Origin of the sequence: Polymorphobacter multimanifer, from assembly GCF_014205635.1 — a bacterium.
Classification (GTDB): Bacteria; Pseudomonadota; Alphaproteobacteria; order Sphingomonadales; family Sphingomonadaceae; genus Sandarakinorhabdus; species Sandarakinorhabdus multimanifer.
The window spans coordinates 202,424-222,550 of sequence record NZ_JACIIV010000002.1 but is presented as its reverse complement, the minus strand read 5'-3'; the positions used below and the strand labels follow the sequence as shown (position 1 = coordinate 222,550).

Genomic DNA, 20,127 nt, shown 5'->3' with positions numbered 1-20,127 from the left:
TCAGCGATCGCTCGGCGCCGTGTCCGCTGGACCGGGTCAACCGGCAGTTCCACGCGCCAGCACCCGACATGCTGTGGGTCTCGGACTTCACCTACGTCCCGACGTGGGCCGGGTTCGTCTATGTGGCGTTCATCATCGACACATTCGCCCGTCGCATCGTTGGCTGGCGGGCATCGCGCACAGCGCATGCTGGGTTCGTCCTGGATGCGCTGGAGCAGGCGCTCCATGCACGCCAGCCAGCGCGCAGCGGCGGCCTCGTCCATCACTCCGACCGCGGCAGCCAATATCTCTCGATCCGCTACACCGAACGTCTTGCCGAGGCCGGTATCGAGCCGTCGGTCGGCAGCGTCGGCGACAGCTATGACAACGCTTTGGCCGACACGATCAACGGCCTTTACATGGCCGAGGTCATCCACCGCCGTTGTCCATGGCGATCGTTTGAAGCCGTCGAATATGCGACCCTCGAATGGGTCGACTGGTTCAATCACCGCCGGCTGCTCGAGCCCATCGGCAACATCCCGCCCGCAGAAGCAGAGGTACGCTACTATGCGACGATCAACGGAGCGGCTATCGCCGCGTGACTCAAACCAAACAGCCTCCGGCAAACCCGGCGCGGTTCATACCATCTGCGACAGATGCTTCGCTCCGGCAAATGCCGGAGCGGGGCCTTCGGTCATTTCCCTCAGGCACTGTGTCGCAACAACGGTTTTATCGGTGCACGAATGTCGGAAATTGCGGCGGGCTCTTCCGAACGCGCTTGCACAGCTGACAGCCACGCCGTGCAAGTCAGCCGGCGCACTGGAACTCCTGTTCCAGTTAATCCGGTAACCTTCAGCGGATATATGTTCCACCGTGGGCTGATCGGCCACACCTATGAACCGCAAATATTGATCCCACGGCAGGCCAACGATGTGGAAAGCGTTCAAGCGAGGCTCAACGCGACCGGATACGCGCTTCTTCCAAAACCGCCACTTGCCCGCCCGTATACCCATTTCTTGAACCGGCACCGGTTGTTCTGCTTACAAGGATAACGGAAGAGCCAGCCGATAATGGGGGTATAAAATGGGGTATTGCTCATGGATCAAACAATATTATCTGTCATTATGAGTCTGCTAAGGATTAGGTTCGAAAGACACCCCCTCCCCCACTTGCCCTCGCCACAGATCCGGCCGGGTGCAGCGCGATGCGCCTGTCCCGCATGCAATTCCCGCCCCGCATCGCCGGTCCGATTCTTTTGCGCCGGGAGGAACGCCCCCCAGCCGGATTGGTTGCTCTTTCACATGACGTGCAGCCCGCGCGTCGAAGAGGAATTGATTCATGGCAAGCAAGACCAAAGAGGTTTCCGATCAACAGCAGCCGACCCTTCACACCGGCGAGGGGGGCGAGGTCCATCAGGTGGCTGCGCCGGGCCAGGCCGTGCTCACCACCAACCATGGCATGCCGATTTCCGATGATCACAACAGCCTGCGCGCCGGTCCTCGCGGCGCGGTGCTGCTCGAAGACATGGTGCTTCGCGAGAAGATCTTCCATTTCGATCACGAGCGCATTCCCGAGCGGGTCGTCCACGCGCGTGGCCTCGCCGCCCATGGCTATTTCGAACTTACCGACTCGCTGTCGGATCTCACCACGGCTCTCGTGCTTGGCGAAGTCGGCGAAAAGACGCCGGTGTTCGTGCGTTTTTCCACCGTCGCCGGCAATCGCGGCTCGGCCGATCTGGCGCGCGATGTGCGTGGCTTTGCGGTCAAATTCTACACCAAGCAGGGCAATTGGGATCTGGTCGGCAACAACATCCCGGTGTTCTTCATCCAGGATGCAATGAAGTTTCCCGATCTTGCCCATGCCGTGAAGGAAGAGCCCGATCGCGGCTTCCCGCAGGCGCAATCGGCGCACGACACCTTCTGGGACTGGATCGCCATGACGCCCGAGGCGATGCACATGGTGATGTGGCAGATGTCGGATCGCACCATCCCGCGCTCGATGCGCATGATGCAAGGCTTCGGCGTCCACACCTTCCGGCTCGTCGATGCGGAAGGCAAGTCGACCTTCGTCAAGTTCCACTGGACTCCCAAGCTCGGCTTGCAGTCGGTGATCTGGGACGAGGCCGTGAAGATCAACGGTGCCGACCCCGATTTCCACCGACGCGATCTCTACAACGCCATCGACAACGGTGATTATCCCGAATGGGAGCTCGGCGTGCAGCTGTTCTCGGAAGAAGAGGCAGCAGGCTTCGATTTCGACCATCTCGATTCGACCAAGCTGATCCCCGAAGAGGTTGTGCCGCTCCGCGTCATCGGCCGCCTGGTGCTCGACCGCAATCCGGCCAATGTCCATGCCGAAACCGAGCAGGTGGCGTTCTGCACGCAGAACCTCGTCCCCGGAATCGATTTCTCCGATGATCCGCTGCTGCACGGCCGCAACTTCTCCTATCTGGACACGCAGCTGAGCCGCCTCGGGTCGGTCAACTTCAACCAGATCCCCATCAACGCCCCCAAATGCCCGTTCGCCAACATGCAGCGGGATGGCCATATGCAGACGTTCGTGCAGCCGCAGCGGGTGACCTACACCCCCAGCCTGCTCGATCCGAGCGGCCCACGCGAAAGCCATGACAAGGGTTTTCGGAGCTTCCCCTCGCCGATGTCCGGCGAAAAGCAGCGTGAACGCTCGCCGACCTTTGCCGATCACTACAGCCAGGCGCGGCAGTTCTTCATCAGCCAGACCGTGCCCGAGCAGGACCATATCGTGGCAGCGCTGATCTTCGAACTGTCGAAGGTCGAATCCGATCTGGTGCGCAGCACGATGCTCGGCCATCTGTACACCATCGAAGAGGAGATCGGTGAGCGGGTGGCGGCCGGCCTCGGCCATGATCTCGATATCGTGCCGGCACAGCCCGCGGTGCCCGTACGCGGGGATCTCGAGCCCGCATCCAGCCTGTCGATCCTTGCGCGCGCCCTGCCGCCGCTCAAGGGCCGCATGCTGGCGGCCCTGGTGACCGAAGGCGCCAGTGCAGCACTGGTGGGCTCGTTGTTCGACGCCGTGGCCGGAGTCGATGCCCAGCTCAAGATCGTCTGCCCCACCATCGGCGGGGTCACGCTCGACGATGGCAGCCAATTGAAGGCCGACCACCAGCTCGCTGGAGGCCCCTCGGTGCTGTTCGATGCGGTGACGGTCATCGCCACCGAAGACGGTGCGGCCATCCTGTCGGTCGAAGCTGCAGCCGTTGCCTGGGTGCATGATGCCTTCGCGCACCTGAAGGTCATCGGGTACAATGCCGATGCCGCCGCACTGCTCGATGTGGCGGGCGTCGACGAGGACGCCGGCATCGTGCTGCTCGATGGCGAGGCACAGCCCTTCATCGACGCCGCGAGCAACGGCCGCGTGTGGGAGCGTGAACAGAACGTGCGCACGGTCTTCTGATGGACTGGCCAGTCATCGGCCGGGCATGCCCGGTCGATGGCTGGCATGCCCGCCGATCGCGGCCGAGCTGTCAGCAGCGCCCGGTGGCAATGATGAACCGTTGCCCGTCCGGCGTATGCCCGACATGCGCCGACACCCCATAGGTTTCGGCAATCAACGCCGGCGTCAGAACGGCTTCCGGCGGACCATGGGCGATGATCCGCCCGCAACGCATGAGCACCACCGCATCCGCCACGCGCGCCGCCTGGTTGAGATCGTGGAGCACCACGATAACCCCGGCACCCCGCGCCGCAATGCCGCGAAGGCAATCGAGCACATCGAGCTGATGCGCCGGATCAAGGCTGGCCAGCGGCTCGTCGGCCAGCAGCCACTCCGGGCTTCCGGCCAGCACCCGCGCCAGAAGCACCCGGCCGCGCTCGCCGCCGGAAAGGCTGTTGACGACCCGGCCCGACAGCGCCGCCACATCGGTCGCTGCCATCGCCGCGGCAATCGCCGCCCGGTCGGCCTCGGTCTCCCCCCAGCGGCCGCGGTGCGGAAACCGCCCCAGCGCCACCAGCGTGCCCACATCGACATCCCAGTTCACATCGGCCGTCTGCGGCAGGAAGCCGATCCGCCTTGCAAGGTCGCGGCGTGGGATGTCGGTACGCGGCACCCCGCCCAGCAGCACCATGCCCGAATCGGGCGCGCGCAGCCCGGCGAGGCAGGCGAGCAGGCTCGATTTGCCCGCACCGTTCGGCCCCAGCACGGCGGTCACCTGCCCGGCCAAGAAACCGGCGCTCAGCCCATCGAGCACGCGCGTGCCGCCGAGCGCCAGGGTGAGGTCCTGCGCCTGCAGCGTCATGGCAGTTGCCGCCGCATCCGCAGCAGCAGCCCCAGGAAGAAGGGCCCGCCGAGCATCGACATCGCGATCCCCAGCCGCAGCTCGCTCACCGTGGGAGCCGCGCGCACCAGGCTGTCCGCCACCACGAGGAGCAGCGCCCCGCCCAGCGCCGAGGGGAGCAGGACCGACGAAGGCCGGTGGCCGGTGAACGGGCGCACCAGATGCGGCACCACCAGCCCGACAAAGCCGATGATCCCCGCCGACGCCACCGACGCCCCAACACACAGGCCGACGCCGACCACGATCATTACCTGCAGCCGCAGCGGATCGACCCCCATCGACCGTGCCGCCGGCTCCCCCAGCGTCAGCGCATCGAGCGACCGGCCGGTAAAGGCGAGCACCGCCGCGCCGATGGCGATCAGCACGGCGGCCAGCCGCACATCATCCCAGCTGCGGTCGGTCAGCGCCCCCATCAGCCAGGTGATGATCTGCGACGTGGCGAAGGGCGTCGGCGCCAGGCTGATCGCCAAAGCGGTCATCGAGCCGGCAATGCTGGAGAGGATCACGCCACCAAGCGTGAACACCAGCAGGCTTCCCGAGCGCCCCACGAGCAGCGCCAGCAGCGCCATCGAAATACCGGCGCCGGCAAGGGCGAAGGTCGGCAGCATCCAGGCCGCCGCTGCATAGCCGAAGAACAGCGAGATCACCGCCCCCAGCGCCGCTCCGGCGGACACGCCGAACAAGCCGGGGTCGGCGAGCGGATTGCGCAGATAACCCTGCATCGCCGCCCCCGAAAGGCCAAGGGCACCCCCCACCAGCGCCGCGAGCACTGTGCGCGGCATTCGCAGCTCGGCAATGATCAGCCAGCGCGGGTCGTCGTCGGTCCAGGCCGACAGCGGCACCCAGACCTTGCCCGCAAGCAGGGACAGCAGCATGGCCGCAACAAGGGCTGCCAGCAGCAGCAGGATCCGGGCGCGGCTCATCGCTGCCGGGCGAGCTGCCGCCGCGCGGCGGCGAGCGTGGTCATCGCATCGATGATCGTCAGGCCGGCGCATTGCAGCAGCCGCTCGGGGAAGCGATGGACGGCCATGTCGCGCGCCAGTCGCTTCACCGCCGGATGGCCAAGCATCCGGTCCTCGCCGCGCAAGGCGCCCACCGAAAAAAGCACCGCCGGTGGCCGCGCGACGAGATGCTCGAGCGGCAGCACATCCCAGTCCTTCAGGCCATAATCGCGGCTGAGGTTATGGAAGCCGGCTGTGCGCAACAGCTCGCTCGCCAACGTGTTCTCGCCCGGCACGAGCCCGCCGCCCTGCCAGATGAGCGCCGGCACCGCTGGTCCTGCAGTCCGCGCGCCGCGCAATGCTGCATCGATCCGCGCATTCAGCCGCTCCCCCCGGTCGGCATGGCCGACAGCGCCGGCGATTTCCATGATCTGGCGCTGGCTCTCGGCAACGCTCGCCGGTACCCCCGGCTGGAGCAGCCTCACCCCCATCCGCCTCAATGCCGCCACGGTGGACGGGGCGACATGCGGGCTGGCAATCACCAGATCGGGTGCCAGCGCCACAACCTCCTCGGCGGTGCCCGACGTGGCGACGAACCGCGCCGCTTGCGCCGGCGTGATCGAGCTGGCGCGCGGATCGCTGGAATAATGGCTGATTCCGGCAATCTGCGAAGGGTCGGCGACATGCATCAGGATCGCATCGACACAGGGGTTGATCGACACGACCCGCACCGGCGCCGCGCCGAGAGCTGGCGGCGCCGGGGCAAGCGCCAGCAGCGCTGCCCCGGCGAGCCGGTAGAGGTGCTCCGCCTTCAAAGCCGCATCCGCACGCCGGCATAGCCGGCGCGGCCCGGCTGCCCATAGAGCAGCACGGTTTCGTACCGCTCGTTGAACAGGTTCTCGATCCGGCCATAGATTTCGATGCCGCGCCCGATTGGAAAGGCCGCCCGCAGATCGGCAAGCACATAGCCTTCGAGCCGTGTGGTGTTGGCGGCATTGTCGAACGTGCGGCCGACATGGGTGAGCGTGGCGCCGGTCTCCAGCCCGAACGGCCAGCGATAATCGATGAGAGCGCTGACGCTGTCCTGCGGGCGCCGAAGCAGCTGCTTGCCGAAGCTGGCATTGCCCGGGGAGCGGTTGGTGGCATCGGTATAGGTATAGTTGGCTTGGACCCGCAGCGCCTCCACCGGGCGCAGCCCCAGCGCGATCTCCACCCCCTCGGCGCGTGCCGCTGCCACATTGTCATAGGTGCCGAACGGGCGGTCGATGCAGATGCCCGCAGGCGGTTGCGGGCACGAAACGAAGACGATCAGGTCGCTGGTGTTGCGCTTGAAGTAGGTAATGCTCGCGTCCAGCGTGTCATCGAGCGCGCTCTGGGCTACGCCGGCATCCCAGCCTCTCGAGCGTTCCGGCCGCAGCTGCTGGTTGCCGAAATCGCTCTGCAGCTGGAACAGCGATGGCGCCTTGAAGCCTTCGGCATAGCTGGCGCGCAGCGTCGTGCCGGTGGCCGCGAGCGTATAGACACCGCTGCCGCCGAAGGTGGTGGCGCCACCAAAGCGATCATGCTCGTCATGGCGCAGCCCGCCCGTCAGCGTCAGCCCGTTCAGCGGGGTCGCCACGAGCTGGCCATAGATGCTGTCGAGCCGCGCGCGGCCGATGGTCGGCGCACCGCCGCTCGTCGTCCTGAAGCGCGAGGTCTCGCGCTCCAGCCCCGCCGTTGCCTGCCAGCCGTCGCTGATGTCGAAGACGCCCTGATACTCGAAGCGCTCGTTGCGCCCGACACTGGCGAAGGTCTCGATGTCCCGGTCGAAGTTGCGGCGGCGGGTGTCGGTATAGGCAAACCCCAGCCGGTTGCGGAAGCGGCCATCGAGAAACGCTGCATTGATCCCGGTATAGGCCACGATCTCGCGGGTCGTGGACGTGTCGAGCGTGTCCGCAAACGCGAAGTTCGGCGGGGGAAAGCCGTCGCTGCCGACATCGCCGCGCGAAAGCCAGCCGCGCGCGTCGATGGAAATACTGTCGGACAAGGCGAGGTTGAAATTGGCATTGGCGCCGTAATTCTCATAGCCGTCGCGCTCGGTGCCGCCGCGCGCCTCGGAAAAGGCGGAGATGCCCTGGGTGCGGAAATAGCCGGCGCCCGCACTTGCCGACAACGGCCCCGCTCGCCCCGAAACATTGGCAACGAGCTGCCCCGTGTCCCGATAGCCATATTCGCCGCGCGCATTCAAGGCGAGCGCATCGGTCGGCTGGCGGGTGATCATGTTGATGACCCCGCCGATCGCCTGGCTGCCCCAGAGCACCGATTGCGAGCCGCGCAGCACCTCGATGCGGTCGATATTGCCCACCAGCAGATTGCCGAAGTTGAAGCCGCCGCCTGGGGACGCCGGATCGTTGAGCTTCACGCCATCGATCAGCGTCACCGTCTGGTCGCTGTCCGCCCCGCGGATGAACACCGATGCGGTGGTGCCGATGCCGCCGTTGCGGGCGATCGCCACGCCAGGCAGCGTGCGCAGGATATCGGCGACATTGGCCGTCTGGCGGCGCGCGATCTCGGCCGAATCAACGATGCTGATCGTCTGGCCGACGCGCGACAGCGGCTGCGGGGTGCGGTTGGCGGTGACGACGATGGTGTCGGGCGCGTCGAGCGCCAGTGCCGGTGCGGCGAGGGTGGCGAGCAGAACAAAAGTCAAAGTATAGCGCATGGAACCTCCTGTCGGGACAAGCGGAGGCGAGCGCGCGTTCGGGGCCAGGCCGGAGCACGGTCTTGCAGACAGCGAAACGGAACATGCCCTTCACTTGACGCCACCTCCTTCGATGTCGTCACGCGAGGGGAACCCCTCGATCATCCCGAACACCCCGTCAGGACAAAGGACCGACCGCGACAGGCAGGTCTCCTGGCTCCCGGGTCATCGCGTCCGCTCCGCCTTCCCAGCAGCTTGCGCTGCCAGTGGCATGTGGAGCGACCGCTCGCCGGTCACAGTTGCGGGCACAGCCCCGGTCTACAGGCGGTCAGCCTGCTTCCGGGTTCCCTGTTAGTCCCATCTCTGGGAACCTGTCGCAAAGCCCCGCTATGCCGATGCGGGGGAAAGGGCAAGCATTTCAGGCCGCAGAAAAATATCTTTCGCAGTCGATCGCCGTCAGAAGAACGCCTGGATCCCCGTCTGCGCGCGCCCGAGGATGAGCGCATGCACATCATGCGTGCCCTCATAGGTGTTCACCGCCTCGAGGTTCATCGCGTGGCGGATGACATGATATTCATCCGACACGCCGTTGCCGCCGTGCATGTCGCGTGCCTCGCGGGCAATCGCCAGCGCCTTGCCGCAATTGTTGCGCTTCAGGATCGAGATGGCCTCGGGCGCCAGCTTGTGCGCGTCCATCAGCCGCCCCGCCTGCAGCGCCAGCACCAGCCCCAGCGTGATCTCGGTCTGCATGTCCGCCAGCTTCTTCTGCACGAGCTGCGTTGCCGCCAGCGGCCGCCCGAACTGCTTGCGGTCGAGCGTGTACTGCCGGGCTGCATGCCAGCAGAACTCCGCCGCCCCCATCGCCCCCCAGCCGATGCCGTAGCGCGCATTGTTGAGGCACCCGAACGGACCCTTCAGCCCCTCCACGCCCGGCAGCAGCCGCTCGGCCGGCAGATGCACATCGGCGAGCACGATCTCGCCGGTGATGCCGGCCCGCAGCGCGAACTTGCCTTCGATCTTGGGCGTGGAAAAGCCGATGTCGCCGCGCTCGACCAGAAAGCCGCGGATCTTCTCGTCATCGCACTTGGCCCAGACCACTGCCACATCGGCGATCGGCGAATTGGTGATCCACATCTTCGCCCCCGACAGCGTATAGCCCCCGGCCACGGCGCGCGCGCGGGTCTTCATGCCGCCGGGGTCCGAGCCGGCGTCGGGCTCGGTGAGGCCGAAGCAGCCGACGACCTCGCCGCTGGCCAACCCCGGCAGCCACTTCTGCCGCTGCGCCTCGGAGCCATAGGCATGAATGGGATACATCACGAGGCTCGACTGCACGCTCATCGCCGAGCGATAGGCGCTGTCCACCCGCTCGATCTCGCGCGCGATCAGGCCGTAGCTCACGTACGACGCACCCGCGCAGCCATAGCCATCGATCGTCGGCCCGAGCAGCCCGGCCGCGCCGAACTTGCGGATCAGCTGCGGATCGGTGTCCTCATGCCGGTTCGCCAGCTTCACCGCCGGCATAAGATGCTGGTCGGCAAAGGCGCGCGCGGTATCGCGGATCATCCGCTCCTCCTCGCCGAGGCTTTGTTCGAGCAGCATCGGGTCCTGCCAATCGAAGCGCGGCCATTCGGGGGCGGTCTCGGCGGCGGCAATCGGCGCGTGGATGTTCATGGGATCTCTCCAGCTTCAAGCCGGCACAGGATAGGCCTTGCCGCCGCGTCCGTCACCCTTTGCAAAGTGCAAGGATTGCCGCACGCACTGCCGCAGGCGCTTGCAGCGGCAGGAAATGCCCGGTCCCCGGCAGCCGCTCGGCGCGCTCGCACAGCGGATGCCCGGCAAATGCGGCAAAGTCCTCCTCGGGCACCGTCGATCCCGTCTCCCCGGCGAGCAGCACGAACGGCCGCGCCAGCGCACCAAGCAAATCCTCGACATCGAGCCGCACCCCCTCGAAGCACAAGGCCTCGGCCTCGGGCAGGCACGCCAGCCGCACGCCACCCTTCACCTCGCGAAACCCGCCCTGCACATAGGCCTGCAGGTCTTCGTCCGAAAACTGCCGGAACACACCGCGACCGACATAACTCGCCATTGCCTCCTCGCGGCTGGCGAAATCGGCCCGTCGCCGCCGCGACTGATCCGCCAGCGGATTTTGCGGCATCTCCCCCTTCGCCCGCATTTCGCGTGCCAGCGCAAACGGAATGAACGGCGGGTCGAGCATCACCAGCCCTGCCACACGGTACGGCGCCGTCACTGCCGCGATCAGCGCGCAGGTGGCACCCAGGCTGTGCCCCACCAGCCACCACGGCCGGTCCTTCTGGATATAGTCCATCAGCGCCAGCGTCTCGCCGGCCAGCTGGTCCCACGCCATCGCCTCCGGCCCTTCGGCGGCGCGGCGGTTTTCGCCATGGCCGCGCGCATCGCTCGCCATGATGTTGAAGTGCTTTGCCAGCGGGTCCAGCAGCGCCGCATAGAGCTGCGCGTGCATGCCGGTGGCATGGCCGAAGTGCAGCCAGGGCGCATCCGTCCCCGCACTGTCCCACACCAGCGCCGACCCTTGCCCGATCCTCACCCGTCGCATCTCAACCTCCCGTCACCCGCCGCAGGATCGGTGCCAGCCGCGCGACCAGCGCCGCATCGCGAACCGCCGGATCGGTTATCAGCGCCACATCGAGCACGGTATCGATCGGGGACGCCGCACGCACCCCCGGAAGCGCCTGCACAAGCCCGGCCACCATCGTCCGCGCCGCATCGGCATTGGCCGCCATCACCCGCAGGATCGACGCGATATCCACGTCATCGGCCTCTCGCCAACTGTCATAGTCGGTCACCATCGCCACCAGCGCATAGGGCAGCTCGGCCTCGCGCGCCAACCGCGCCTCGGGCATCGCCGTCATGCCGATCACCTGCGCGCCCCATTGCCGGTAGAGCCGGCTTTCGGCGCGCGTCGAGAACTGCGGCCCCTCCATCGCCAGATAGGTCGCAGCGTCATGCACTCGCACGCCCGCCGCCCGGGCCGCTGCAGCCGCCATTGCGCTCAGCCGCGGGCACACCGGGTCTGCCAGCGGCACATGCGCCACCAGCCCGGGGCCGAAGAAGCTGCCCGGCCGCCCCCTGGTGCGGTCGATGAACTGGTCGACCACCACGAAATCCCCCGGCGCCATGTCGGCATCGAGCGACCCCACCGCCGACACCGACAGCAGATCGGTGCAGCCGAGAATCTTCAGCGCCATGATGTTGGCGCGCGCATTGAGATCGCCCGGCGGCACCCGGTGTCCCCTGCCATGACGCGGCAGGAACGCCAGCGGCACTCCGTGCAGGGTGCCCGTCAGCACTGCGTCCGAAGGCGCGCCGAACGGCGTCTCCACCGTCACCCATTCGGCCCCTTCGAGGCCCGGCAGCGCATAAAGCCCCGAGCCGCCGATGATTCCCAATTTCCAGTTCATTCCGCGCTCCGCCCGCCCATGTTGCAACGCCCAAGCAACTGCGGCAAAATGCCGATCATGACCAGCCACCCCGACCAGACAGCAGTCATCACCGGCGCATCATCGGGGGTCGGGTTATGGGCCGCCAAGGCGCTGGCAGACCGCGGCTGGCACATCGTCATGGCGTGCCGCGATCTGGCCAAGGCCCACGCCGCCGCGGCCGCCACCGGCATCGCTGCCGATCGTCACAGCGTGCTTCACCTCGATCTGGCGGACCTGGACAGCGTGGAGGCCTTTGTCACCGCGTTGCGCAAACTCGGGCGCCCCCTCGATGCGCTGGTGCTCAATGCCGCCGTCTACATGCCGCGCCTCGAAGCGCCGATGCGCTCGGCACAGGGGTATGAACTCGCCGTCGCCACCAACTATCTCGGCCACTTTCTCCTCGCCAACCGGCTGCTGCCCGATCTGCATGCCACCGTCGGCCGCGGCACCGGCCGCCTCGTCACGCTCGGCACCGTCACCGCCAATTCGGAGGAGTTCGGCGGCAAGATCCCCATCCCTGCGCCTGCGGACCTCGGCGAGCTTGCCGGCTTCGAGTCCGGCTTCAAGCCGCCGGTGGCGATGATCGACGGCAAGCCCTTCAAGCCCGGCAAGGCCTACAAGGACAGCAAGCTGGCGCTGATGATGATGAGCCGCGAGCTCCACGGCCGCTTCCACGCCGCCACCGGCATCGTCTTCTGCACCCTTTATCCCGGCTGCGTCGCCGAAACACCGCTGTTCCGCCACGCGCCGCCCGCCTTCCAGCGCATCTTCCCCTGGTTCCAGAAGAACATCACCAAGGGCTATGTCAGCCAGCCGCTCTCGGGGGACCGTGTGGCGCAGGTGGTGGCCGATCCCGGCTTCACCCGCTCGGGCGTCCACTGGAGCTGGGGCAACCGCCAGAAGCCCGGTGCGCAGCCGTTCGCGCAGCCGCTGTCGGCAAAGGCCGAGAACGCCCGGCGCTCGGCGCGGCTGTGGGATCTGAGCGCCGGGCTTGTGGGGCTTCCGGCGCTGGCACTGGTCGAAGCGGCCTGAGCTAAACGTCCAGATTGGCGACGTTCAGCGCATTGTCCTGGATGAACGCGCGCCGCGGCTCCACAACATCGCCCATCAGCTTGGAGAAGATGTCGTCGGCAAGGTCGGCCTCGTCCGCCGTCACGCGCAGCAGCGTGCGCGCGGCGGGGTCGAGCGTCGTTTCCCACAATTGCTCGGCGTTCATCTCGCCCAGCCCCTTGTAGCGCTGCACCGAAAGCCCCTTGCGCCCGGCATCGAGCACCGATTGCAGCAGTTCGGACGGCCGCGAGATGCGCGCTCCGCCGAGCTTGGCGAAGCCGGTGTAGGTGCCGCCTTCTTGTGCCGCCAGCGCGTGCAGGCGCGGCGCTTCGGGCGAGTGGATGAAGCCGGCGTCGATGACATGATGATCGGAAACGCCGCGCCAATCGCGGCGCACATGATAGCCGCCCTCGGCACCCGGCTCGGCACTCCACAGCCCGCCTTCGCCATCACCCTCGGTCAGCCAGGCGCCGGTCGCGGTGGCTGCGGCGCGGGCCGTCTCGGCGCTCATGCCCGGAGCCAGCGCGCCATTGAGCGCCAGCGCCTCGATGACGATTGCCGGGTAGCGGCGTGGCACATAGTCCATCAGCGCGCGGAAGCGGCGGGCATGGTCCACGAGTGCGCGCAGATCTTCGCCGCCGCGCGGGCCGGCGGCGGTTTCCAGCATCAGCCCGGAAAGCCCGGCATCGACCAGATAATCCTCCAGTGCGGCATTGTCCTTGAGGTAAACTTCCGAGCGGCCGCGCGCCACCTTGTAGAGCGGCGGCTGGGCGATGAAGAGGTGCCCGCCGCGGATCAGCTCGGGCATCTGCCGGTAGAAGAAGGTCAGCAGCAGCGTGCGGATATGCGCACCATCCACGTCCGCGTCGGTCATGATGACGATCTTGTGGTAGCGCAGCTTTTCGAGCTTGAACTCGTCGCGGCCAATACCGGTGCCGAGCGCCTGGATCATCGTGCCGATCTCGCGGCTGGAGAGCATCCGGTCGAAGCGTGCGCGCTCGACGTTGAGGATCTTGCCCCGCAGCGGCAGGATCGCCTGGAACTGCCGGTTGCGCCCCTGCTTGGCCGAGCCGCCGGCGGAATCACCCTCGACGAGGAACAGCTCGGACTTGACCGGATCGCGCTCCTGGCAATCGGCGAGCTTGCCGGGAAGCGAGGCGATGTCGAGCGCGCCCTTGCGCCGCGTCAGGTCGCGCGCCTTCTTGGCGGCCTCGCGCGCTGCTGCGGCATCGATGATCTTGCTCACGATCGCGCGCGCCGAGGGCGGATTTTCCTGCAGCCAGATCTCCAGTCGCTCGGCGATCAGGCTTTCCAGCGGCTGCCGCACTTCGCTCGATACCAGCTTGTCCTTGGTCTGCGACGAGAACTTCGGGTCGGGCAGCTTCACCGAGACGATGCCGGTCAGCCCCTCGCGCATGTCGTCGCCGGTCAGGCTCACCTTCTCCTTCTTCAGCAGGCCGGAGCTTTCGGCATAATTGTTGAGGGTGCGGGTGAGGGCGGCGCGGAATGCTGCCAGATGCGTGCCGCCGTCGCGCTGCGGGATGTTGTTGGTGAAGCACAGCACATTCTCATGGTAGCTGTCGTTCCACTGCAACGCGACTTCGATGCCGATGTCCCCGGCGCGCCCGGTGATCGCCACCGGGGCGGGAAACAGTGCAGTCTTCGAACGATCGAGATACTGGACGAAGGCGCCGATGCCGCCCTCGTAATAGAGCTCGACCTGCGTGGGCTCGGCGTGGCGGGCGTCGTTGAGGAAGAGCCGCACGCCCGAATTGAGGAAGGCGAGCTCGCGGAAGCGGTGCTCGAGCCGTGCAAAGTCGAACTCGATGATCTTGAAGGTGGCAGGCGAGGGCAGGAAGGTGACGCGCGTCCCGCGCCGGCCCTCGGCATTGCCGGTGCGCTTCAACGGCGCCTCGGCCTCGCCGTGGCGGAAGCGCATCCAATGCTCCGCACCATCGCGCCAGATCGTCAGCTCGAGCCATTCGGACAGCGCGTTGACGACGCTCACCCCCACGCCGTGCAGCCCGCCCGAAACCTTGTAGGCGTTCTCGTCGGAGTTGTTGAACTTTCCGCCGGCGTGCAGCTGCGTCATGATCACTTCGGCGGCCGACACGCCCTCTTCCGAATGGATCCCCGTGGGGATGCCGCGGCCGTTGTCGGTGACGCTCACCGAGCCATCGGGGTTGAGCGTGATGTCGATGCGGTCGCAATAGCCGGCGAGCGATTCATCGATTGCATTGTCCGACACTTCGAACACCATGTGGTGAAGCCCCGAGCCGTCATCGGTATCGCCGATGTACATGCCCGGGCGCTTGCGCACCGCCTCCAGGCCGCGAAGCACCTGGATCGAATCGGCACCATATTCGTTGTCGGGATTGCTGCTGTCGTCGCTCATCCCACCCCTATAGAGGGGGGAACCGCAATGTTACAGAAGGAAGTGGTGATTCAGCCTTCCAGCGAGGCCCAATCGCGCGTTACCAGCCGTTCCTCGATCGCAGTGCGGGTCTCCAGCTTGCCGGCGCGGATCCAGTGCCATGTGCGGCAACGGCTCTGGCCGTCGTCGCTGATCTGGATCATCTCGTAGAGATACAGCTCCGGGTCCCCGGTGCGCTGCCAGTAGAGCATCACCGTTCGGGCATGTTCGTCGAACCCCACTTCGGCGGCATAGCCCTGGATCAGCTCATTGTCCCACCACACCCGCTTGTCATGGTAGCGCGCCGGAAAATCCCGGATGTCGGTGCGGCCATCGGCCCAGGTGTAGTGGTTGGTCTGGTGGTATGGAAATTCGGCATCGTCCTTGAAGCGGCAGAACAGCCGGCTGGCATGCTCGTCCACCACCAACCCTTCCGAATTGTAATATTTGTAAGTGCCTTCCCACACACCTTCATGGCGCGCCAGCAGCGGCATGTCTTCCTTGATCCCCATCGTCAGTCCTCCAGTGCTTGTGAAATGGCGTTGGCGCCGCGGCTGCGCAGCGAGGCGAGCGCGCGGCGGTGCAGGCGGGCCGGGTCGAGCGCGCCGGCCGGAATGGTGCGGGCCGTAGCGGCACCCGGCGCATCCCATGGGTCGAACGCAGCTTCGGCGCGGGCATGGCTCCAGGCGCGGGTAAGATGGCTGCCGAAGCGATCGGGGGTCAGGTCGGGCAGCCGCGGCCAGGGGCCCGGGATGATCGGGTCGGGCGTCACGCGCAGCTGTTCGGCGAGCCGGGCGGCGAGCATGCTGCTGGCGCCATCGCCGGTGATACGCGTGATCGCGGCTGTTGCCAGCGGCTCCAGCCCCTCCGCCAGCAGCGCCAAGATCAACTCGGGATCGGTCGCCTCAGGAACGCTCAGCCCATGGCCGGGCAGATCGAGCGTCAACTGGCCCCGCACATGCGCAAACTCAGCCGCCGAGCCGGGCGCATGGAGGTGGACATGCCCCGCACCCCGGTCCCCCAGCCAGTGCAGCTGGTTCATTGTATAGCCTTCGTCATCAGGCGCGCGCGGCAGTGGAAAGCCGGGTTCGGCGCGCGCCTGCAGCCACGCCAGGGCTGCTGCTTCGGTACCGGCGGGCGAACTGTGCTTCTCCGCCGCCCAGCCCGGCGGCAGGTCCCCCAGCCTGTCGATATGCGCCTGCAGCGGATCGCCGTCATAACCCGAGATGAGGACGGGGGGCGTGGGGTCGCCGGGTGCGGGCAGATCACGCGGGGCCTGCAGCATGGCGCCATAACCGAGCGCATAGCTGGGGCCGGCAGCGAGAACGTCCATCACCATCGCATGGTTATGGCCGACATCGTCGTGCGCGCGTGGCAGCCGGTGCGCATCATCGGCGGCATACCAGGGGAAGAACCAGCTCTGCTCGCGGATGCGGCTCCACGTCCAGGTCAGATGCTCGCCATAGGGCATCAACGTGTAGGGCGGAGTGTAGCGTGCGGCAAAGTCGGCGCGCTCGGCATCGGTCCAAACCGCATAGCCTTCGGCGGCGATGGCGGAGAAGCGCTGCGGTGCGCGCTGGGCAGCGGTGATGAGGGTAATGGCGCCGGAGTGGAAGCCATAGGCGGCGGCGCGCGGCAGCCCCACCGCATCCATGAAGGCGAATACGGCATCGGCATAAGCGTTCACATCGGGTGCCGCATGCGGGAGCGGCGCTGATTCGCCGAAGCCCGGCGTGTCGGGGGCAAGGCAAGTGAAGTGCGGCGCCCAACGCTCGAGCAGCGGCTCATATTCGGCCGAGGAGCGCGGCGACTGGTGGATGAGGAGCAACGGCCGCCCACTTCCGGCGCGGCGATAATGCACCCGCCGGCGGCTGCCATCGGGGTCGGTCACGTCGATGAAGTGGCGGGTGATGATCATGCCGTCATTTCAATCAGCTCGATAAGCTCACCCGCCGGTCCTCGCACGGTTGCCGCGCGGCGTCCTTGATACAGATCATTGTCGATGCGCACCGCCGGCCCCAGCCAATGCGGTGCCGTCGCCTCGAAGCGATCGGTGATGAAGCTCACCATCGCATTGCCCGGCGGCAGTTCGCCCGGCGTGGTGGCGCGCGGCGTGGCGGCGGCGGGGTATTGGTCGATCTCGCACGCCGGCATGCGGCCAGTGCAGGTCATCGTCATCGCCGTGACCGTATCGGAGGGCATGCCGAAGCTGTTGTTGATGACGCTGTAGGGGATCGTCCACGTCTCGCCCTCGCCGAAGCCCAGCACATCGCGGTGGAACGCCAGCGTCGCCTCCCGGTCGGCCGCAGCAAGCACCGCGATGAACATCTGGTCCATGGTGGCGCGTGTGCGCGGCAGGTCGAGCCCGGTCATCCGCGATTGCAGCACCTGGTTGAGATACAGCACCTCGCCTGCCCGCCCGGTCACCTGAAAGGGGATGAAATTGTCGAACCCCGGCACCCGCTTCGGCGGCCCGATGACGGTGAACCCGGAGCCTGATGGTGATGTGTGGGGCATCCGCGCGAACAGCGCCTCGCAGTCCATGACCGTATGCTCGTAAGCGGCCCAGCCGAAGCTCCGCAACGGGCGATGCCCCGCCACGGCGCTGCCCTCGACCAGCCGGGTAAGGTACGGCGTCCCGTTCTCGGCACGCAGCAGCCGGCATGCCCGCCCGGCCATCGCCGGCGCCCCCCAGCTCGCCGCCAACGCCCCCGACACCGGCCGGTCATCGACCAGCGCCAGCCCGAGAATGTCCCGATAGTCCGCTTCGCTCGCCGCCAGATCGGGGCAGAGAATGGTGCCGGCGCAGATGCGGCCCGGTGACTCGAAAGCGAGTGTATCGAACGGTTCGTTCATCCGCGCACTTTGTCCGGACAACTTTGCCGGCACAAGCGCTTTCGGCGCAGCGCTATTTGCGCTCCGGCACCAGGAAGCGCCCCGACACCCGACCCTGGGTGTTCCCGGCCGATCGTGCATCGAAGCTGATGGCACCGCTCGCAAGATTGAGCACCAGCCGCTGGCCGTTGAGCACCGACCCCTGGCGGTCGAGCACCACATTGCCGATCATCGTCACCAGCCGCGCCGGCACATCATAAAGCGCCGTGGTGGAGGTCACCGTCTCCGAAGGGCTGACGAGCTTCACCCGGCCGCGGGCCTCCAGCCGGTTCATCGTCGGACTGTCCCCCGCGCGCGTGTAGAGCACGGTCACCTGGTCCGAGGTCAGTGTCATCCGCCCCTGCCGGATCTCCACCGAGCCTTGCAGCACCGCCTGGTTGATGGTGTCGCGCACCTCGATCCGGTCCGCATCGAAATCGATGGGCGCACTGGTGTCGAGCCCGCCCAACGCCGATCGGGCAGGCGCCTGCGCCGCGGCGGGCATGGCAGTAAGAAGCAGCAACAGGGGCAGAAGAACACGCATCATCATCCGGCTCTGCCTCGGCCGCCATTGATGCGCAAGTGTGCGCGGCCTTCCAGCACCAGCACCCGCCCCTCGACATCGGCCGAAAGCCGGTCCGCACGGAAGTCCCCGATCGGAAGCTTGCCCGTCACCGCCTCGCGGGACGCCAGGCTGCGCTCGTTCAGATCGACGTCCACCGTGCCCGTTTCCACCGTATAGCCGGCCTGCGAATCGAGGCTGATCGGCCCGCTCATCCGCAGCTTGTTCGTCTCGAGGAAATAGGTGCCGGAAGGGGCGGTCACCAGCGTCAGCCCGTCGTCGCCTTCCAGCCGCGCCGCCAGCCGGCTCATGTCGACTTCCGGAACGGCGCTCGATTTCTGCACCGCGCGCTCCGCCTCGATCAGAAAGGCTTCGCCCCGCTCGGTTTCGCCGCGGTAGCTTGCGCGCACCACCCGCAGCCGCTCGGGCGCCATTTCCACCCGGTCCTTGGCGAGCAGGAAGCTGAATTCCTGCACCGAGGAGAGCGGCACGACGATGATCGCCGCCAGCAGCAGCGTGGCAAGCGTCGGCAGCAGCCATTTCAGCACCCCCATCACCCGCTCATGGCGGCTGCCGGGAAGCGCCCGGCGCTGGCGCGGTGTCAGCGCCATCTGGGGAGCGGCCGATGCCATGATCACATATGGGCGAAGATGTCGTTTTCCGCCCATCCCGCCAGGTCGAGCCGGGCGCGGGTGGGGAGAAAATCGAAGCAGGACTGCGCCATCGCGGTGCGCCCCTCGCGCGCCAGCCGCTCGGCCAGGATCACATGCGCGCGGTGAAGGTAGCGCACGTCCGACGCGGCATAGTCCTTCTGCGCATCACTCAACACGGCAGCGCCCCAGTCAGAAGACTGCTGCTGCTTGCTCACTTCCACGCCGAGCAGCTCGCGCAGCAGGTCCTTCAGGCCGTGGCGATCGGTATAGGTGCGGATCAGCTTGGACGCGATCTTGGTGCAGAACACCGGCCCCGCCTCGATGCCCAGATAATGCTCGAGCACCGCCAGGTCGAAGCGCGCGAAATGATAGAGCTTCAGCCGCGCCGGGTCGGCCAGAACCGCCTTGAGATTGGGCGCTGCATAGTTGCCGGCAAGGCGCACCAGATGCTCGTCGCCCTGCCCATCGGCCAGCTGCACGAGGCACAGCCGGTCACGGTACGGGTGAAGACCCATGGTTTCGGTGTCGACCGCGATGGGGCCGGGGGCAAAGACGTCGCCGGGCAGATCGCCCTCGTGCAGGAAAATGGCCATCCGCCGCGCCTAGCAGGCACTGGCGGCAAAGTCACCATCATCACCGGAATGACACTCCGGCAACCATGATTCGGGCGCATTTGCCGCCTTTTTGCCGCAATTCGGATCAAGTCGTCGCGCCGATTGCCCGGCTCGACCGGCCATTTATTCAAGGTTCAGGCAGTGGACGCATCGACAGGATATGGTGTTTTCAAGTCTGGCGAACAATTCGTCGGACGACTTGTTTTATTAAGGAGTTCCACCATGAAGATTCTCATGATTTCGACCGTTCTGGCCCTTGGCGCCGCCCCTGCGATGGCGCAGCAGGTTCCGCCGACAACCGACACGATGACGCCGGGCGCCACTGCGCCGATGAACGACGTGCCGACCACTGCTCCGGCGCCGCAGGCAACCCCGAGTGCAGGTGGCTGGACCAACGACACGGCCGTTGCGAACCGCGCGGACAGTGACGCGAACAAGGCCGAGAAGCGTGCCGACAAGGCCGAAAAGCGCGCCGACAAGGCTCGTGAAACGGCAGAGCGCGCCGAAGACTCGGTCCGCCGCTGATCTTGCGACGATCGGCATGAGTGCCGGTTGAAAATCGGGCCGGTGGTGTCGAAACCACCG

Annotated in this window: 18 protein-coding genes and 1 riboswitch; of the genes, 4 read left to right on the top strand and 14 right to left on the bottom strand. The window is 66.7% G+C overall.

What is annotated here, in order from left to right; genetic code table 11:
• On the top strand, nt 1-581 hold a 581-nt coding region (locus FHS79_RS02120; RefSeq protein ID WP_184194626.1), incomplete at its 5' end, for an IS3 family transposase.
• A 736-nt stretch (nt 582-1,317) separates the two neighbouring features.
• A complete protein-coding gene (locus tag FHS79_RS02115; protein WP_184194623.1) occupies nt 1,318-3,414 on the top strand; it encodes a catalase in 2,097 nt (698 codons plus the stop codon).
• Nucleotides 3,415-3,484: 70 nt separating this feature from the next.
• Here the strand turns inward: FHS79_RS02115 and FHS79_RS02110 are convergent, their stop codons facing one another.
• The 7 genes from FHS79_RS02110 to mtnP all read right to left on the bottom strand — a co-directional run bounded on the left by FHS79_RS02110 (nt 3,485) and on the right by mtnP (nt 11,355).
• Nucleotides 3,485-4,255 (bottom strand): ABC transporter ATP-binding protein, encoded by a 771-nt coding sequence (locus FHS79_RS02110; protein WP_184194620.1) that lies wholly within the window; start codon nt 4,253-4,255, stop codon nt 3,485-3,487.
• Nucleotides 4,252-5,217, bottom strand: a complete 966-nt coding sequence (locus FHS79_RS02105; protein ID WP_184194618.1) for a FecCD family ABC transporter permease — start codon at nt 5,215-5,217, stop codon at nt 4,252-4,254. Before FHS79_RS02105 ends, FHS79_RS02110 begins: the two co-directional genes overlap by 4 nt.
• Nucleotides 5,214-6,050 (bottom strand): ABC transporter substrate-binding protein, encoded by an 837-nt coding sequence (locus FHS79_RS02100; RefSeq protein WP_184194615.1) that lies wholly within the window; start codon nt 6,048-6,050, stop codon nt 5,214-5,216. Before FHS79_RS02100 ends, FHS79_RS02105 begins: the two co-directional genes overlap by 4 nt.
• Entirely contained in the window at nt 6,047-7,936 is a 1,890-nt protein-coding gene (locus FHS79_RS02095) for a TonB-dependent receptor plug domain-containing protein (protein WP_184194612.1), read from the bottom strand. The genes FHS79_RS02100 and FHS79_RS02095 overlap by 4 nt, the downstream gene beginning before the upstream one ends.
• A gap of 165 nt (nt 7,937-8,101) precedes the next feature.
• Nucleotides 8,102-8,305: riboswitch (cobalamin riboswitch) on the bottom strand.
• A gap of 66 nt (nt 8,306-8,371) precedes the next feature.
• Nucleotides 8,372-9,586, bottom strand: coding sequence for an acyl-CoA dehydrogenase (locus FHS79_RS02090; protein WP_184194609.1), 1,215 nt, complete (start codon nt 9,584-9,586; stop codon nt 8,372-8,374).
• Between the two features lie 52 nt (nt 9,587-9,638).
• Nucleotides 9,639-10,490 carry an alpha/beta fold hydrolase gene (locus FHS79_RS02085; RefSeq protein WP_184194606.1) on the bottom strand — a complete coding sequence of 284 codons (852 nt, stop codon included), beginning with the start codon at nt 10,488-10,490 and terminating at the stop codon, nt 9,639-9,641.
• 1 nt (nt 10,491) lies between these two features.
• Nucleotides 10,492-11,355: an S-methyl-5'-thioadenosine phosphorylase gene (gene mtnP / locus FHS79_RS02080; RefSeq protein ID WP_184194603.1), complete on the bottom strand. Its 864-nt coding sequence runs from the start codon at nt 11,353-11,355 to the stop codon at nt 10,492-10,494.
• Nucleotides 11,356-11,412: 57 nt separating this feature from the next.
• On the opposite strand from mtnP, the gene FHS79_RS02075 reads away from it, so the two are divergent.
• Nucleotides 11,413-12,408, top strand: a complete 996-nt coding sequence (locus tag FHS79_RS02075) for a protochlorophyllide reductase (protein ID WP_184194600.1) — start codon at nt 11,413-11,415, stop codon at nt 12,406-12,408.
• Nucleotide 12,409: 1 nt separating this feature from the next.
• Here FHS79_RS02075 and gyrB read toward each other — a convergent pair whose 3' ends face one another.
• From gyrB to FHS79_RS02040, 7 genes are read right to left on the bottom strand one after another with little or no spacing between them, the layout of a single operon-like run.
• Nucleotides 12,410-14,821 carry a DNA topoisomerase (ATP-hydrolyzing) subunit B gene (gene gyrB / locus FHS79_RS02070; RefSeq protein WP_184194598.1) on the bottom strand — a complete coding sequence of 804 codons (2,412 nt, stop codon included), beginning with the start codon at nt 14,819-14,821 and terminating at the stop codon, nt 12,410-12,412.
• Nucleotides 14,822-14,871: 50 nt separating this feature from the next.
• On the bottom strand, nt 14,872-15,351 hold the full coding sequence (locus FHS79_RS02065; RefSeq protein WP_184194595.1) for a DUF3598 domain-containing protein: 480 nt from the start codon (nt 15,349-15,351) through the stop codon (nt 14,872-14,874).
• 2 nt (nt 15,352-15,353) lie between these two features.
• Complete coding sequence (locus FHS79_RS02060) at nt 15,354-16,757, bottom strand: alpha/beta fold hydrolase (RefSeq protein ID WP_184194592.1); 1,404 nt, start codon at nt 16,755-16,757, stop codon at nt 15,354-15,356.
• The gene (locus tag FHS79_RS02055) at nt 16,754-17,695 is read right to left on the bottom strand and encodes a VOC family protein (RefSeq protein ID WP_184194589.1); all 942 of its coding nucleotides are present in this window, start codon (nt 17,693-17,695) and stop codon (nt 16,754-16,756) included. The genes FHS79_RS02060 and FHS79_RS02055 overlap by 4 nt, the downstream gene beginning before the upstream one ends.
• Before the next feature lie 52 nt (nt 17,696-17,747).
• Nucleotides 17,748-18,260 carry an LptA/OstA family protein gene (locus tag FHS79_RS02050; RefSeq protein WP_184194586.1) on the bottom strand — a complete coding sequence of 171 codons (513 nt, stop codon included), beginning with the start codon at nt 18,258-18,260 and terminating at the stop codon, nt 17,748-17,750.
• Complete coding sequence (locus FHS79_RS02045) at nt 18,260-18,913, bottom strand: LPS export ABC transporter periplasmic protein LptC (protein WP_184194583.1); 654 nt, start codon at nt 18,911-18,913, stop codon at nt 18,260-18,262. Before FHS79_RS02045 ends, FHS79_RS02050 begins: the two co-directional genes overlap by 1 nt.
• Complete coding sequence (locus FHS79_RS02040; RefSeq protein ID WP_184194581.1) at nt 18,910-19,521, bottom strand: ribonuclease D; 612 nt, start codon at nt 19,519-19,521, stop codon at nt 18,910-18,912. The genes FHS79_RS02045 and FHS79_RS02040 overlap by 4 nt, the downstream gene beginning before the upstream one ends.
• A gap of 243 nt (nt 19,522-19,764) precedes the next feature.
• Between FHS79_RS02040 and FHS79_RS02035 the strand changes: the two genes are divergently transcribed.
• On the top strand, nt 19,765-20,067 hold the full coding sequence (locus FHS79_RS02035) for a hypothetical protein (RefSeq protein ID WP_184194579.1): 303 nt from the start codon (nt 19,765-19,767) through the stop codon (nt 20,065-20,067).
• Nucleotides 20,068-20,127 lie beyond the last annotated feature (60 nt).